The 14,570-nt window shown below is 45.3% G+C and carries 13 protein-coding genes; 2 read left to right on the top strand and 11 right to left on the bottom strand.

Going from position 1 to position 14,570, the window contains the following annotated elements; translation table 11 throughout:
- Nucleotides 1-210 precede the first annotated feature (210 nt).
- Nucleotides 211-1,023, top strand: coding sequence for an alpha/beta fold hydrolase (locus L0G63_RS08235; RefSeq protein ID WP_301450210.1), 813 nt, complete (start codon nucleotides 211-213; stop codon nucleotides 1,021-1,023).
- A gap of 134 nt (nucleotides 1,024-1,157) precedes the next feature.
- Here the strand turns inward: L0G63_RS08235 and L0G63_RS08230 are convergent, their stop codons facing one another.
- From L0G63_RS08230 to L0G63_RS08200, 7 genes are all read right to left on the bottom strand, one after another.
- The gene (locus tag L0G63_RS08230) at nucleotides 1,158-2,297 is read right to left on the bottom strand and encodes an HpcH/HpaI aldolase/citrate lyase family protein (protein ID WP_367618358.1); all 1,140 of its coding nucleotides are present in this window, start codon (nucleotides 2,295-2,297) and stop codon (nucleotides 1,158-1,160) included.
- 10 nt (nucleotides 2,298-2,307) lie between these two features.
- Nucleotides 2,308-3,489 (bottom strand): cysteine protease StiP domain-containing protein, encoded by a 1,182-nt coding sequence (locus L0G63_RS08225; RefSeq protein ID WP_301450209.1) that lies wholly within the window; start codon nucleotides 3,487-3,489, stop codon nucleotides 2,308-2,310.
- 160 nt (nucleotides 3,490-3,649) lie between these two features.
- Nucleotides 3,650-4,462 (bottom strand): HAD hydrolase family protein, encoded by an 813-nt coding sequence (locus L0G63_RS08220; RefSeq protein ID WP_301450208.1) that lies wholly within the window; start codon nucleotides 4,460-4,462, stop codon nucleotides 3,650-3,652.
- Between the two features lie 42 nt (nucleotides 4,463-4,504).
- A complete protein-coding gene (locus L0G63_RS08215) occupies nucleotides 4,505-5,821 on the bottom strand; it encodes a phosphoribosyltransferase domain-containing protein (RefSeq protein WP_301450207.1) in 1,317 nt (438 codons plus the stop codon).
- 48 nt (nucleotides 5,822-5,869) lie between these two features.
- A complete protein-coding gene (locus L0G63_RS08210; RefSeq protein WP_301450206.1) occupies nucleotides 5,870-6,958 on the bottom strand; it encodes an NYN domain-containing protein in 1,089 nt (362 codons plus the stop codon).
- A gap of 60 nt (nucleotides 6,959-7,018) precedes the next feature.
- Nucleotides 7,019-8,242 carry a serine protease gene (locus tag L0G63_RS08205; RefSeq protein ID WP_301450205.1) on the bottom strand — a complete coding sequence of 408 codons (1,224 nt, stop codon included), beginning with the start codon at nucleotides 8,240-8,242 and terminating at the stop codon, nucleotides 7,019-7,021.
- 66 nt (nucleotides 8,243-8,308) lie between these two features.
- On the bottom strand, nucleotides 8,309-9,454 hold the full coding sequence (locus L0G63_RS08200; protein WP_301450204.1) for an ATP-grasp domain-containing protein: 1,146 nt from the start codon (nucleotides 9,452-9,454) through the stop codon (nucleotides 8,309-8,311).
- 320 nt (nucleotides 9,455-9,774) lie between these two features.
- Here L0G63_RS08200 and L0G63_RS08195 point away from each other — a divergent pair, with 320 nt between their 5' ends.
- Complete coding sequence (locus L0G63_RS08195) at nucleotides 9,775-11,040, top strand: TerD family protein (protein WP_301450222.1); 1,266 nt, start codon at nucleotides 9,775-9,777, stop codon at nucleotides 11,038-11,040.
- Between the two features lie 153 nt (nucleotides 11,041-11,193).
- On the opposite strand, the gene L0G63_RS08190 is transcribed toward L0G63_RS08195, so the two are convergent.
- The 4 genes from L0G63_RS08190 to L0G63_RS08175 all read right to left on the bottom strand — a co-directional run bounded on the left by L0G63_RS08190 (nucleotide 11,194) and on the right by L0G63_RS08175 (nucleotide 14,513).
- Nucleotides 11,194-11,802, bottom strand: a complete 609-nt coding sequence (locus tag L0G63_RS08190; RefSeq protein WP_058024749.1) for a TerD family protein — start codon at nucleotides 11,800-11,802, stop codon at nucleotides 11,194-11,196.
- A 57-nt stretch (nucleotides 11,803-11,859) separates the two neighbouring features.
- Nucleotides 11,860-12,612, bottom strand: coding sequence for a TIGR00266 family protein (locus L0G63_RS08185; RefSeq protein ID WP_301450203.1), 753 nt, complete (start codon nucleotides 12,610-12,612; stop codon nucleotides 11,860-11,862).
- A gap of 229 nt (nucleotides 12,613-12,841) precedes the next feature.
- Nucleotides 12,842-13,417 (bottom strand): TerD family protein, encoded by a 576-nt coding sequence (locus tag L0G63_RS08180; RefSeq protein WP_301450202.1) that lies wholly within the window; start codon nucleotides 13,415-13,417, stop codon nucleotides 12,842-12,844.
- Between the two features lie 382 nt (nucleotides 13,418-13,799).
- A complete protein-coding gene (locus L0G63_RS08175; RefSeq protein WP_301450221.1) occupies nucleotides 13,800-14,513 on the bottom strand; it encodes a glutaminase in 714 nt (237 codons plus the stop codon).
- Between the last annotated feature and the right edge of the window lie 57 nt (nucleotides 14,514-14,570).

The raw sequence follows: 14,570 nt of genomic DNA, 5'->3' as shown, positions 1-14,570 counted from the left end.
ACATGGCGGTTGGCTCTTTGAGTTGCTCGTGTAAACTGCCATGCCTGTATGAACAAAAAGAGTGTATGAATAAGATACAGATAATACGCATGGTTCATAAAAAGGTGAGTTCCTGACTTATTAATAGATTATGCTACTATGCAGGTAGCGCGTTCGGTCATGCGCAGTTCAACTGATTAATCAGAGTTTTCACCAAACAAGGAAGTGATTATGCCAACAATAAAAGTCAATAATGTCGATATCTATTATGAAGACAGTGCGCCCAATGACACGCAAAAACCCGTTATCGTGTTTGCCCATGGTCTGCTGTGGAGCTCGCAGATGTATGACAAGCAAGTGGCGTATTTTCAAACCGATTATCGCTGCATTGCGTTTGATTTTCGAGGGCAGGGTCAGTCACAGATTACCAAATCTGGCTATGATATGGAGACATTGACCGAAGATACGCTAGGGTTACTTGACGCACTCGCTATTGCTAAATGTCACTTTGTTGGGTTATCCATGGGCGGGTTTGTCGCTCAACGTATTGCGCTTAAGCGACCGGATTTGCTGTTGTCATTAACGTTGCTTGAGACGTCAGCCGACCCTGAAGACCCAAAAAATGTCCCGCAGTATCGTAAGTTAGTCAAAGCCATTCGCTGGCTTGGTATGAAGCGCGTGAGCAATAAAGTCATGCCGATTATGTTTGGCAGTACTTTTTTGGCCGACAAGCTGCGCAAATCTGATCGCAAACAGTGGCTGACGATGCTACAAAGTAATCGCAAGGATGGTGTCGTTAAGGCAACAATGGGTGTCATCGATCGCACTGGCACTTATGAGCAATTGGGTAATATCACGACACCGACACTTATTGTCGTGGGTGATGAAGATGCCGCAACGCCTTACGCAAAGTCTGAGCGCATGCATTTTGCTATCGCTGGGTCGAAGCTTGCTATTATTAAAGGCGCTGGCCATACGTCGACAGTGGAAGAGCCTGATCAAGTGAACCGAGTGCTCAGTCAGTTTTTGGAAAACTGCGTGTAATGTTTAGCGGTTAAAGGAAGGTTTTGTATTGTTAGGTTGTTTAAGCAGTAGTCTATAAAGATGCATAAAAAAAGCCGCTATTAATAAAAGGTAGCGGCTTTTTGCATCGTATTGAAGTATCACATAGTTAACGATTACATCCGTGAGCTATATTGGCTGTGGCCATCGTCAATGGTGCCAAATGCCTCTGCACGATTGACGATTTCGGTCGCCCATGCCCGGTGGGTCGCAGGTTCTAGCATGGTGTTGTTGTACTTGAACACCGCCTTGGCCTCAGAGTGCAGGATCGCTTGCGCTTCATCCAATTTACTTAGCGGCACACAGTAGGCTTGCTGCACCAGTGCAATTTGGCTTGGATGAATGACCGTTTTGCCTGCCAGTCCCAAACTGACATCGCGGTTTAGCTCCTGCATAAAAAGGGTTGGCTGGTCCAAGTACTCAAATACTGGCGCTGTCAGATAAAAACCATGCGGTACGAAGCAGCCAAGCAGCTGATAGGCAAGGGTGCCGATAGGCGTGTCATAGACAATGCTATTCTTTGGACGACGCAGGCGCAATGCGGCAAATAAGTCATTACCCCCGATACGTAGCGCAAATACTGGCTGACTAAAGGCTTCTTTAAAAGCAATCGCCAGCTCTTGATTATGATGCGGATTGAATAATGCAGCCGTTTCGAGCGTCGGCATCAGCAGATGATCAACGCTGAGGTTCTGACAAGCCATGCGCCAATTGGATAAGCTATACATATCGACTTTTGGCATGACAAAACCATCAATGAGATCAATATGCGCATAATCAGCCAATTGCTGTAGCATCATTGGGCTACGCGGACGTATAAAAACCAGTGGACGCGTTGGGTGCTGTGCGTGAATAGCAGCAGCTCGGGATGGATCATTGATGCTATTGACATGCTCAGCCCACGTACCCAGCAGCGTGCGCAAACGCTCAAGCGCCAACTCCACATCCTCATGACTGACGGCATCTTCTAAACAAATAATAATGCTATTGATCGTTGGTAGTTTGTCACGCTTAATCACTTGCCAGATGTCTTGGCGAGTGGCAGGCATATATAGGCTAGCACCCAGCTGGTAGGGGTGGTGCGTGTGCGGTCTGACCATCGCATGACGCTCAGTGATCAGATGCGCATAAGACAGGGTATCATAGGACTGAGTGTCAAGGTAAGTCGCTGACTCGTTGTTTGTTATATCTGACATAGTTGGCATCATAAATAGAGGGATAAAGGGCAAGCGTTCAATCGCGCTAGAGGTATTCATGCCAAAAGCATTAACTGTCTTTGGAGCGTTGCTTGATCAGAGTGATGGCTTGATAAGGGTGTATTTTATCACCTAATACCTCAATAGTGATGCCTCGCTGCGCACATAAATGACGCAGTAGTACGGTATCGGGATGATCGGCGGTCGCGAGCAATATACGCTCTGGATCGCGGCGTAGTATCGCGCGCGTCGCCTCGGCGATAGTTGGCTTAATACGGTTATGATTGGTAATATCATAGTCTACTGCGAGCGAATCTATTAATGCTGCCGTCTGGTAGCGCGGCTGCTGATATGTCGGCAAATGCTCTGGCAGCATAGTCAATGAGCGTCTGGCTGCATCAACATGATCGATAAATGCCACGCTATGATCTGCTTCAATCAAATCCTCATAAAAGACACTGCGATGGAGACCAGATGACGGCTCGGTGTATAAGCTGCGTGAAATCAGTCCTGATACGGTACTATTTAACAAACCCGATGGAATTAACCAATCTTCCGCGCTCGCTGCGAGCCAAGCAACGCCAGCCGGATCGGCAAGGGTCAGTAGCGGAATGACATCAGCACCTTGATGAAAAATATTGGCAAAGTTGGCATGAGCCGTGTCGCTAAATACGTTTAAGCTGCGCGCAAGCTCTTTATAAATCGCGCCTTTACCTGTCCAGCCATCGACAAATACAATCGGACTGTTTGGGTAAGCGTCCAGCAACATTTGCAGCGCCACAGGGTCAAGCCCGCGATCACGAATGATGCTGATACCATAATGTATACTTGGCAAATGGTAGCTGCTATCTGTGTCAGATAACGCACGCTGCAATAGCACACCAATCGGTAGACCTGCCCGTACCAAACTGACCAAGACTAGGGGATGCTCGTCACTGACATCATGCTGAAAAACATGATGTAGGGTATGCGCTAAGCGTGCGATATCAGTTGCGGCTCTCTTACCACCTTGCGCTAGTGCCTGTTGGTATAGCTCTTCATGCATCGCGGTAGGCGCTTGCTCCAAGGTCAACATATCAGAGTAGTGACGTTGCCCACTTTGAATGAGTGCCTCTTTTTGACTGACGGGCACATCAGCAACAGCGTCTTTATCGACGATATCGAGCAGGACGGTCACGTCGCTGGCAAGGTAGCTACCTGAGCCGTAATTGTTTAGATTGGCTCTGTTGGTCTGTATGTTAGGTAAAGTCATAGTATGAATAATGGCACTCGTGATGATAAAAGAGAGGTTCTGTGTCTGTTTTTTGGCTGATTTTCTGGGCTGATTTTTTAGGCTAATGGTTTAAACGGGTGCTCTACACTGATTGTTTAGCCTGACGATCTAGCCCGAATAATTAGACAGATGGCTGAAACTAATATTGCTCATGCATCTGACCGCGGCTTGGCATACCGTACCAGTCAAGCAGCTGCAGAAAAGGCAAATCCGCTAAGCTATCACCAAAACCAAAACTGGGACGCTGATGGTCTAAATGATTGTCTAATAAAAACTGTACAGCATGGCGCTTATGTACCGCGTGCGGTAATATCGCTAGATTATTGGCATTCACATGCACATAAAAATCTTGCTCAAAATCTCGTATTAACGTGGGCAGTTTTTTGGCCAGTTCAACTAATGCTTGATGGTCTTTTTGCGCGTGTTTGATCGCTAGATAAATCGTTAATTCTTCATCTACAGAGCCATTGTTAAAGCTATCGACATGCGGCGTAAATACCAAATGACTCTGCTCACTTTTGCTATGACTAGCAAACAGCTCGCTTAGTTGGTTTAACTTATCTTGCAACGGTGCAAGCTTGCTATGCATATGCTGCTGCCACGCGCTTAGTAACTGCCCATCAGCCGTTAAAATAATGGCGCCATGGGTCAATACTTGCCAACTGTCGAATGGCAGTTTCACGCGTTTGATCTCACTGCGGTCACGTGCTGTTACTACGATCAGTTCAGTGCTATTGAGTAGCCAATTAAAGAAGCTCGCTTGGCGCTGACTCATAAAGCTTAGTGGCTCGTTTTGCTTGTTGACCGTCGCACAAACTAAGTGTTCTGGCTCTGCAGTCGGGACTTGCCAAGCATCAATCTTGCGCTGGGTTTGAAAAAGTGTATCGTCCAAATCCATTAAGGCATAGGGTTTGATAATATCTGGGCTGGGCTTAAAAAATGGGATAGTCATGACATCATCCATAAGCAGTAAGTATGAAAGTTAAAGAATGGCTTAAGTCGTCGGACTGACCACCACCACATTATCCAAACCTTTCCACATCGCATCCACGCTATCCGTTGGTGTTTCTACACATAATACAATCAAGTCCCACTCGTCAGGGTCAACATTATAAACAAAGTTGGTCATGCCCAGCCCATAATTATCATGAAAGCTCAACATCGTGGTGATGGCCCCGCCAAGCGCAATCGGTGAGCGTGTTAACGCACTAAATTTAACGATAGTATCAGTATCAACTTTGAGGTTTTGAGACGTTGTCTCAAGCCACTCCGCCAATAAAAACGGTAACCAAACAAACTCATTGCTGCCCAACACCAAGATTTTTTTGGGTAATTGAGTGACATCAAAGCTGTCTTGATTATGGAAGCTTGCAAATGCAGCCTGAAAGCTCGAAAGATAGTTGTCAAACCCATCTGTGCTATTTAATATGGGAAAACGTCCCCAGTTACCTGTAAATCCAAGCGCTTGACTACCAGCGGCAGTGGTATCAACCGATGGCATGGTGATAGGCTCTGGGTTGGGCGCGTCTGTCCATTGCCAAGCGCCAGACAGTAAGTGATGGCGATGAAACTCAATACCAGTTAAGCGATCTGCCATACGGACAGGCATAATGTCATTTGTCTGCTGGTCCGTGTTTTCTTGATCCAATGACCAATCAACCAAAGTCGTTAGATGTACTTGCTCTAGCTGAGTGAGCCCTGCAGCACGTAAAGCCGTGACGACATTGACACAAGTATTGCCTGTTGATGCTTCATCATCGACCATAATCAGCGTTTTGCTGGTAAGCAGCTGCTCTTGCGTGACGCTATCTGTACTTTGATAAATTAAATGCTGGCTGGCATGACTATGATCTTCATTAAACGTTGTTAGTAACGCTTCGGAGTTATTGTCACTATGCTGCGTGTGACGCGTAGAGTTTAGCAATAACGCACTTGGATAACGTGTTTGTAGCGCTTGATGCACGCCAGCGGATAAACCCACTGCTGTCTCTGCCATACCAATAACTAAAATTGGCTTGGGCAAATCGCTAGGAACTAAATTGGCCAAGTCAGTAAACGCATCTCGCATCGTGCTGGGTGCCACGGGGATATGACGACCCAATACTTTGGATACAAACAAAAACGCCCGTTTTGGATTAATACGCTGAGCAAAACCAAGCAGATCTTCTAATTGATAACTGTCGTTTTGTTTCAGGCTATTTTTGTTAGCCATTGAGTTGGTCTGATAGGTCAGATCAAGGGTGCCGCGAGGTAGGGTGATGCTGCGTTTATAGGTTTTGTTAGAAGTTATATCTTGATTTGTATCATTCATTATTTCTTGTTGTCCTATGTATTATCAGATTTTGTTTGTTGCTAGTGTTTACTTAGCTTTATGACGTACATAGAGCGTAGAGTTTACCGTTTTGGTTTCAAATATTCCGATATTTCTAATCATGCTAGAGAGTCTGGCATAACCGTAATTTTTAGGATCGAAATTTGGGTAGTGCGCCTTCATAGCACTACCAATCAAGCCGAAATTCACCCATCGCTCATTATCGGCTTTCGGGTGATCGATAATGGAAGCACGCAGACTAGTTAATAATTTTGTATCACGTTTTAGGCGACCCTCATCCCATACTGATGTGGCCTTGTCGTTTGGCTCCACACTTAAAGTTGGCAATACATCGTTGTTGAGTTTAATAGAAATGACTTTGTTCACAGTACGGATCTCATATAACGCCATTGCTATAATTAATTCTGAAAACTTTGCATAGCCGTATCTATCTAACTTGATATTTGTATGGTGTTGTTTAATCTGGCTAGCAAGATAAGATAAATTTGACCAGCCTTTGGCAGAATTTGGGTCTTCTTTTATCAGCTTGTTTAATATGCTAATAAGATATGTCTGCTTTTGAAGTGCTTTGGTTGTCCATTTTTCGGGTGATGTTTTGGATTCGGCGACAGGCAGCAATGGTTTTGTCTTAGTATCAAAGCTAGGCGTGTCTTTGTGCTCGCTAATGGGCAGTGCTTTTGGTAAAGGTACTAGATCCTCCACGTAGTAAAAACTGTCACAGGCTTGTGTGAATGCTTTAACGGTCTGCTTTTTACCGAAACCAAAGACTTTGATACCATTTTTTCGTATGCGTAACGCCAAAGCAGTGAAGTCACTATCACTAGATACTAAGCAAAAGCCGTCATAATGACCACTATGTAATAAGTCCATAGCTTCAATAACTAGACCAATATCAGTCGTATTTTTACCTTTAGCATAGGCGAAATGTTGTATTGGGTCGATAGCATGTTTTAGCAGTGCTTCTTGCCAACCTTGAATATGTACATTGCCCCAGTCACCATAGACTTTTTTGCAAGTAACATTACCGATACTCTCTATCTTACGTAAAATATAATTAATGTTATTAGCTGAAGCATTATCGGCATCGATAAGAACGGCTATGTTGTTGAGTTTCATTGATATAACAGTCCTTGATTAATGCCGTTTTTCTTTTGATCTTATCATTGTAGTATGTCGTTAACCCTGACAGCCAACCAGCCATAATGCACTGCGACTTTGCTTGCTGAGTTGCGGTGTGATCAGAGGCGTGGCGCTTGTCAAATCAGCCTTACTCTCCAAACTGATACCAGCGCTCGCAAGCAGCGCAGATAATAACTGAAATTTCACCGCATAGTTCATATTTTGTGCGTGTTCATGAACGAGACTGGCAGTCACCATGCCGACGACCTCACCAGTTGGTAGTAGTAAAGGACTACCACTAGAGCCAGGCTGAATGGGCGCGGTAAACTGAAGGTAACGAATATCATCGTTTAAGCCCGTTAGCCCTGAGATACAGCCTTGTGTGACTTGTAGTTGACTGCTTAGCCCTGATAATGGAAATCCTAATGTAGTAATGGTCTCACCCAATATATCACTGCATTGCTGTGCCAATGGTATATGGCTGGGCAGGGGGTCGCTGACTCTTATAATAGCGGAGTCGCTACCGATATCACTGAGCACGACTTGTGCCTCGCGATCAGGCTGACCTTGCTGACGTATGCCAATCATTTGAGCGGACTCAATCACATGATAGCAGGTAAGCAGGTGGTACGGATCAATGGCAAACGCCGTCCCTGTCCATGTCTCACCTGCCTGCACGTGACGAGGCGGACGCATTTCATTGTGAGGGCAGGCTTGCTGTTGCTGTGCTGTTTGGATACGTGCATGTGTGTTGGGTGGACGAACATCAAGACTGACTTGTACTCGCTGCTCAAGACTCGTCAAACCTTGGGTCGAAGCTTCGCCAAGCGCCCGACATTTAAACTGTCCGTTACGCTGATATATCTCTAGTATAATCGCAGCTTTGACGTGGCGTTCGCGCGCTATAAAGTCATAGCCGATTGCGCCATCATTCAGTGTTAAGCAAACATTGCTTAGCTCAACCGCAGGCAAGTTCAGGCTAGGCTCATCGTAAGCATAAGCAATCAGCTGTAAAAAATGCACACCTTGTTGCTCAAACAATTTGGGTAGATTAAGCTGCCATTTGCTTGGGTTATTGGTATCATCTATCGTTGCCCAGTCTTTGGGCTCATGTAAATAAGCAGGGCTACAAACAGCCTGACGATTGGCATCTAATGGCAACCAAAGTAGCCCAAGCTGCTGTCCAAACCTAAGCGGAGAAGCGCTAGAAAATGCGACCGAACAGCGCACGTCTGCGATAACAGCATTGGCGCCTAACACGAGTGTGGTCTGTGCTGTCATCGTCTACCTCTTATTGGATATATACTCGGTTGTCAGTCGTTCTTTATGTTGCCTGCTTATTTTTACTTATTCAGCAGTATCTTCGATTTTTACGCCTACCGTAATGGAGCGTACTTGACAGGGTGTTATTTGTTGCGTGATATCAGCCAGTGTTGGCTTATCAGTTAGACCAAGCCAATAGCCAAAGCCGACCTGTGTCAAATCCACACCGCTATGCGTCGTGTAACCAATACCACCAGACGGGCGACTATTGATCTCAAGCACACGGTGCTGACCGTCATCATCAGCTTTGGTCTGCACACTGACGATACCGTCACAGCCAAAGGCTTGAATCAATGGAATCACCACATCCATGACGGATTGCTCATAGCCAATATGCTGGATTTTGCCGGTTTTATAACGCGTGACGGCGGCCAATACTTCACCATATTCACAAACCACATCAATAGAGTACTCTTGCCCTGACAAATACGGCATAAGCAGCATAGGAATAGGGCGCTCACGTACCATTAGACTGTTGGTATACGCATTGATAAACTGCGCGGTATTGATTTTTTTCTCTTCGGTAAAGTACAAATGCTCAAAACTATCGTAGTGTTCATCAGGTTCTTTGCCTAAATCCAAGCGCCAAAATCCTTGAGCAAAAATACCAACAACCGGTTTGACACATAGGGGCTGATGACCGTGTTCGGCAAGTAATGCTTCCAGCTCTGTCACATTATCAAAGCGCCAAGCATCAGCGACAGGGATATTGTGTTGGTGACACTGCTGCATAAAGGCAAACTTATCTTCGATCGACTCTAGTGCTGCTACGCTGGTTGCGCCTGTAAGCAAACGAATACCAGCGGCATCAAACGCCTCACGATGCGCTTCATAATCGACCCCATTGCGCCCCGTTAATAATACTTTGACGTTGTGCTCTTTGGCGTGTTCCAAGACGAATTGCCAGCGAGGTATAACAGGCTCAGTTGTCTCTTGCGCCTCATCCTCTATGGCTACTTTTTCTGGATATGGTTCGCGATAGACCCTATCAGCAAATTCAAAAATCTCAGGTCGGTTATGACGGTGTGAGGCAATAATATTAAAAGGGGTGCTATATTTGCTTTTTAAGTTCTGTAAGCTCTCTAACATATCACGCTGGCTGGATTGACCCTCAGCTAACCAAGCAGCTATTGATGTGGAGTGGACGCTATCGTTAGCAAGGTTAGTCATAATTCTCTCAGCGTTATTATCATATGTAGGGAGTTGGATGAGTGGATACGGTTATTGAAAACTGGCGGCAGTATAGTCAAAATTTGATCATTCAGCAGCATATATTATATACAAATGGCACAGGTTATAAATGCCCCTGATTAAATAGGCAAAAGGATTTGTAAGAGTGATCTTGTAGCTAGTAGCGTGATTGCTCGGTTTAAAATGTTCATAATATTCATGCTACTATATGACGATAGTTCGCATGCCAATGACAACAACGACAACAACGACAACAACGACAACAACGACAACATAATAAAGAATCTAAAGGACGTATGATGAATCAACCTCAGCAACTGATCGCAGGTGCCAATGCACCATTACCAACCGATAATATTAGTGTTCGCATCTTAAGCCAAAACGCCATTGATTGCGCCGCTTATCGTCTGACGACTGATGGCAAAGTACGCGGCGATGGCGACATGATATTTTATGGTCAGAAACGTAGTGATGATGGCAATGTTAGTTTTCGCGGTCATGACAGTGATGGGTTTTTTGATATCAATTTGCCCGCGCAGCCTGCCAATATCGACAAGATTGCTTTGGCATTCTCTAGCGAGCAAACGCTGGCACAAGTCGGCGATGTCGATATTCAAGTACTACAAGGCAGTCAAGTGTTGATGACTTGCCAACTAAGCGCTGCTGGGCGTAATGAAAAAGCCATTATTCTGGCAGAGTGTTACCGCAGACAAGGTAACTGGAAGTTTCGCTTTATCGCGCAAGGATTTAATGGCGGCCTAAAACCGTTGTCGGAGCACTTTGGCGTTGAGATTGCCGATGATGCGCCAGCACCCCAAAATACAACGCAAAATCAGGCTCAGCCGATTAATACACAGCGACCCATTAATACGCAAAAAGCAGGCAATACCTCTCAAGCGAGTACTCCGCCACCGATTCCTGCGACCCCGTCGGTCAACCTAAACAAAATCACTTTAACCAAGAACCAATCAAGCATCAATCTGAAAAAGCGCGATGATTTTGGCAAAATCTCAGTGAACTTAGATTGGAACCAACGTTCAGAGAGTAAAAAGGCCGCTCCCAAAAAAGGCCTATTGGGCGATCTGTTCAAACAGCATCAATCAAGCGGTATAGATCTGGATGTTGGCGCGATGATTCATCTAAAAAACGGCGAAAAAACCTTGATTCAAGCACTGGGTAATCGCTTCGGTAGCCTGCAATCAGCGCCTTATGTATGCTTGCGAGCCGATGATAGAACGGGGCAGGTGAGTGGCGGTGAGTGGCTTGATATCAATGGTAAGCAGTGGTCACAGATTGAGGAAGTATTTATCTTTGCCTTTATTTATGAGGGCGCGCCAAACTGGGAAAAAACCGATGGCGTCGTGACCATTCATGTACCCGATCAGTCACCGATTGAGACCCGTTTAACAGAAGGGGCTGGTAACTTGCCGATGTGTGCCATCGCGCGTTTGGTCAATCAGCAGGGCAGTATCAATGTCGAGCGTATCAATCAATATTTCAAAGGGCATCAGGAGATGGATAAGGCCTTTAACTGGGGATTTAGCTGGAAGCGTGGGCGCAAGTAATGGTTTGAACCATACTACTAGAATAGAAAGCCCATGAGCACAAAAGCGACTGATTAAAAAAAAGCCAGCCAATCTATTGATAGACGGGCTGGCTTTTTACACACTAAGTCAATGAATCAGATAAGTCGTTATCCAATTAAAGGCTCAACTCAGTTATGCATGTGGCGTGATCGCAGGCATTAAATCATGGAAGGTGCGACCAGACGCAGTCTCGCCAATAGCGTGCATTTTCCATTCGTTGTTGTGACGATAGACTTTTGCCATCACCATGGCAGTATGTCCACCTTGTGCCGATAAGTTGTAGCGAGCTACTTCGCTATTGTTATTGGCATTAACGATACGGCAAAACGCGTTTTCTACCGTCTCGAACGTCTGACCGGTGAAGCTATTGACCGTAAATACTAGCGAAGTCACGTTGGCTGGGACTCTTGAGAGATCAACGTTGATGACTTCATCATCACCATCGCCGTCGCCAGTACGGTTGTCACCCGTATGCACGATACTGCCATCTTTTGATTTAAGCTGACTGAACCAGATAGCATCGACCGCTTGTTTGTTTGCGTCAAACATGATGCACGAAGCATCCAAATCGATAGAATCGCCGCCGCTACCACCGCCGAATAATTTACCTAAAAATCCCCCTTTCTTGTCTTGTGGATTTTGAGCAACATCCCAGCCTAGACCCAATTTGACTTGAGTCAGCTCGCCGCCTGCTTCTTTGCTTAGGGAGATCTTCTGTCCCTTTTGTAGACTAACTGCCATGTGAGTATCCTTATAATAATTGTGAGTAAAACTGCTTAAACATAGTTCTAAAAAACGCTATAAGATATTATCTAAAAAACCACCGCCGCCGCCGCGACCGCCTGAGCTCGTCCCTAGTATGCTTTGCAACCAACCCTGATAGCTGTCACGATTTCGTGAGCAAATGATCACTTTGCCACTGCCTGAGAAGTTCAACACCATACCTTCGCCACTGGTGACCGAGTTGATGATATTACTCATGATGCCTTTTTTCTTGCTGGTCGAGACGGACAGTTTATAATCGAGGTTCGAATCCCAGCAAACCACATGACCATTATCAATGATGACATCTTTGTCTGGGGTGACCTCAATCTCAAACAATGAGCCAAAACCAGAAACTACAACCTGTCCTTGCCCTTGCGTTTGCATGACCATAAAGCCACCAGTATCACCGAATACCGCGCCGCCCAGGTTACGCTGGATATTGGCTCTGATATCAACGCCAGTTTGCGCCGCGACAAAAGCACCATCACTCAAGGTATATTGCTGTGATCCCACCTCGATGATTTGCATATCGCCATCTAGTGTGGGGGCAAGCAAACAGTCGCCTTCGCCATGGACTGCTTCAATCTGCTGTTGAAACAACGACTCATCATTGGCAAAACGGCGCATGAGTGATTGCATCAGACCACCTTGTAGCTTACCTTTTAACTCAAGGTTAGACTCCATCATTACCATTGCATTGGCTTCACAATAAATTGAATCACCCTTTTTGAGATTGCAGTGCAAAAAGGGTTCAATGGTGCCGATTAAACTGAAAGTTGCAGCCATGGGTGACAAATCCTTATTCTAATATCTTTGATAATCGCTCTGAATATATGCGTGTGTTCTGCTATGGTTTGTTTGCGAGTGATAAGGTGCTGAGCTAATAAAGTGCTGAGCCCATTAAATATAAAGCCATCAAATGCGTTAAAAGGGCACACTTGATGGCTTATAAATATTGCAAACCAATATTGGTTTGCAAGACTTGGCTCGTTAGACGTTTGCGTAAAAACTGGTATTACACGTTTACGCCATAAGATGCTGCTAATGGTCCAAGACCACCGCTGAAGCCTTGACCGACGGCGCGGAATTTCCAATCGCCGCTGTGGCGATATAGCTCACCAAAGATCATAGCAGTCTCAGTACTGCCGTCTTCTGATAGGTCGTAACGGGCGATTTCAGATTGACCATTGTCGTTCACAACACGGATATAAGCATCGCCAACTTGACCGAAGTTTTGGTTACGTGCTTGACCTTCATAGATGATGGCACAAATAGCAACTTTGTTTACATCAGCAGGGATGTTGGCAAGGTTGATTTTGATTTTTTCGTCATCACCATCGCCTTCGCCAGTGCGGTTATCACCCGTATGCTCAACAGCGCCATTGTCTGACTTTAAGTTATTAAAAAAGATAAAATCTTGGTCGTTACGGACCTTGCCCGCTTCATTGATCAAAAAGCCAATAGCATCTAAATCAAACTCTTGACCGTCAGTTGCGCGTGGATCCCAACCTAGACCAACTGTGATGTTGGTCAAGCCTGGTGCTTCTTTTGATAAGTTTACGTTGCCGCCTTTTGTTAAGCTAATAGCCATACAAATATCCTTTGGATTAATAATTAAATGGATTGGGTCGAAAAAAATAAATTAAAAGTCGTGCAGTGACTGATATGGAAGAACAGATGGTAAAAACCTAGGCTGACGCCATGTCCTGCATATCATTACGTTTTACTATACTAAGCGTTTGCCCACTAAGCAAGGCGTATTTTGTGCGCTTACTATATGCTTACCAAGCGACATAATAACCCTGCATTTTTGATACTTTTTAATCATATGGGCAATAGTGGTTAAGCCATTGTTATGAAAAGTAAATGGCATGATGCGAGATATATTTGGTTAAAATATGACAAAAACGCGTCAGTAGAGAAAAGCCAAAAAATCCAATAGAGTCTATCAAACAAACCCGAATCGCCAGTACCTAATCGCCAAACACTGACCAGCCTGTTTCTTGTACGAACATCTCCAACGCTTTGGTGCCAAGTCTAGAGTTTCCTATATGATCAAGGCCAGGTGACCAGACAGCGATTGATCCTTCGCCTGGTGCAATCGTTAGGATACCGCCACCCACACCACTTTTACCCGGCAGACCAACACGATAGGCAAATTCACCAGAGCCATCATAATGACCGCATAGCATCATGAGTGAGTTGATCCGCCGCGAGCGCTGGGTATTGATGACCCTGATACCGGTGTGATGGTTCATGCCATTAGACACCAAAAACAGTCCCGCTTTGGCCAATTGCTGGCAATTCATTGCGATAGAACATTGGTGAAAATAAACCCCCAATACTTTGTCCACCTCGTGCTTGAGACGACCAAATGACTTCATAAAATGGGCGAGGGAGGCGTTGCGGTCTTTATGCGCCATTTCGGAGGCGGCCACTTTATGATCAAAACTGATGGAATCATCATCTGCGATAAAGCGTACAAACTGTAGGATCTCACCCAAGGTTTCTTTTGGCTCGTGCCCCATCATAATCGCATCGACCACGGCTATCGCCCCAGCGTTGATAAAAGGGTTGCGCGGACGACCAGACTCATGCTCTAGCATCATGATGGAGTTAAAGGGATCACCAGATGGCTCACGGCCGACATGTGTCCAAAGTGCATTACCTAACTTGCCAAGGCCAATGGTTAGGGGCTGTATAGAATTGAGAAAACATTGAAAAAAATAAGCAACACCTTACTC

The sequence above is a fragment of the Psychrobacter sp. genome (assembly GCF_030454045.1).
GTDB lineage: Bacteria > Pseudomonadota > Gammaproteobacteria > Pseudomonadales > Moraxellaceae > Psychrobacter.
This window is presented reverse-complemented; position numbering and strand designations above follow the sequence as displayed.

Bases quoted from the DNA above. Each gene is read 5' to 3' on its own strand.
- L0G63_RS08235 (WP_301450210.1), top strand. From the start codon at position 211: ATGCCAACAATAAAAGTCAATAATGTCGATATCTATTATGAAGACAGT.
- L0G63_RS08220 (WP_301450208.1), bottom strand. From the start codon at position 4,462: ATGACTATCCCATTTTTTAAGCCCAGCCCAGATATTATCAAACCCTAT.
- L0G63_RS08200 (WP_301450204.1), bottom strand. From the start codon at position 9,454: ATGACTAACCTTGCTAACGATAGCGTCCACTCCACATCAATAGCTGCT.
- L0G63_RS08225 (WP_301450209.1), bottom strand. From the start codon at position 3,489: ATGACTTTACCTAACATACAGACCAACAGAGCCAATCTAAACAATTAC.
- L0G63_RS08215 (WP_301450207.1), bottom strand. From the start codon at position 5,821: ATGAATGATACAAATCAAGATATAACTTCTAACAAAACCTATAAACGC.
- L0G63_RS08180 (WP_301450202.1), bottom strand. From the start codon at position 13,417: ATGGCTATTAGCTTAACAAAAGGCGGCAACGTAAACTTATCAAAAGAA.
- L0G63_RS08185 (WP_301450203.1), bottom strand. From the start codon at position 12,612: ATGGCTGCAACTTTCAGTTTAATCGGCACCATTGAACCCTTTTTGCAC.
- L0G63_RS08190 (WP_058024749.1), bottom strand. From the start codon at position 11,802: ATGGCAGTTAGTCTACAAAAGGGACAGAAGATCTCCCTAAGCAAAGAA.
- L0G63_RS08205 (WP_301450205.1), bottom strand. From the start codon at position 8,242: ATGACAGCACAGACCACACTCGTGTTAGGCGCCAATGCTGTTATCGCA.
- L0G63_RS08210 (WP_301450206.1), bottom strand. From the start codon at position 6,958: ATGAAACTCAACAACATAGCCGTTCTTATCGATGCCGATAATGCTTCA.
- L0G63_RS08230 (WP_367618358.1), bottom strand. From the start codon at position 2,297: ATGAATACCTCTAGCGCGATTGAACGCTTGCCCTTTATCCCTCTATTT.
- L0G63_RS08195 (WP_301450222.1), top strand. From the start codon at position 9,775: ATGAATCAACCTCAGCAACTGATCGCAGGTGCCAATGCACCATTACCA.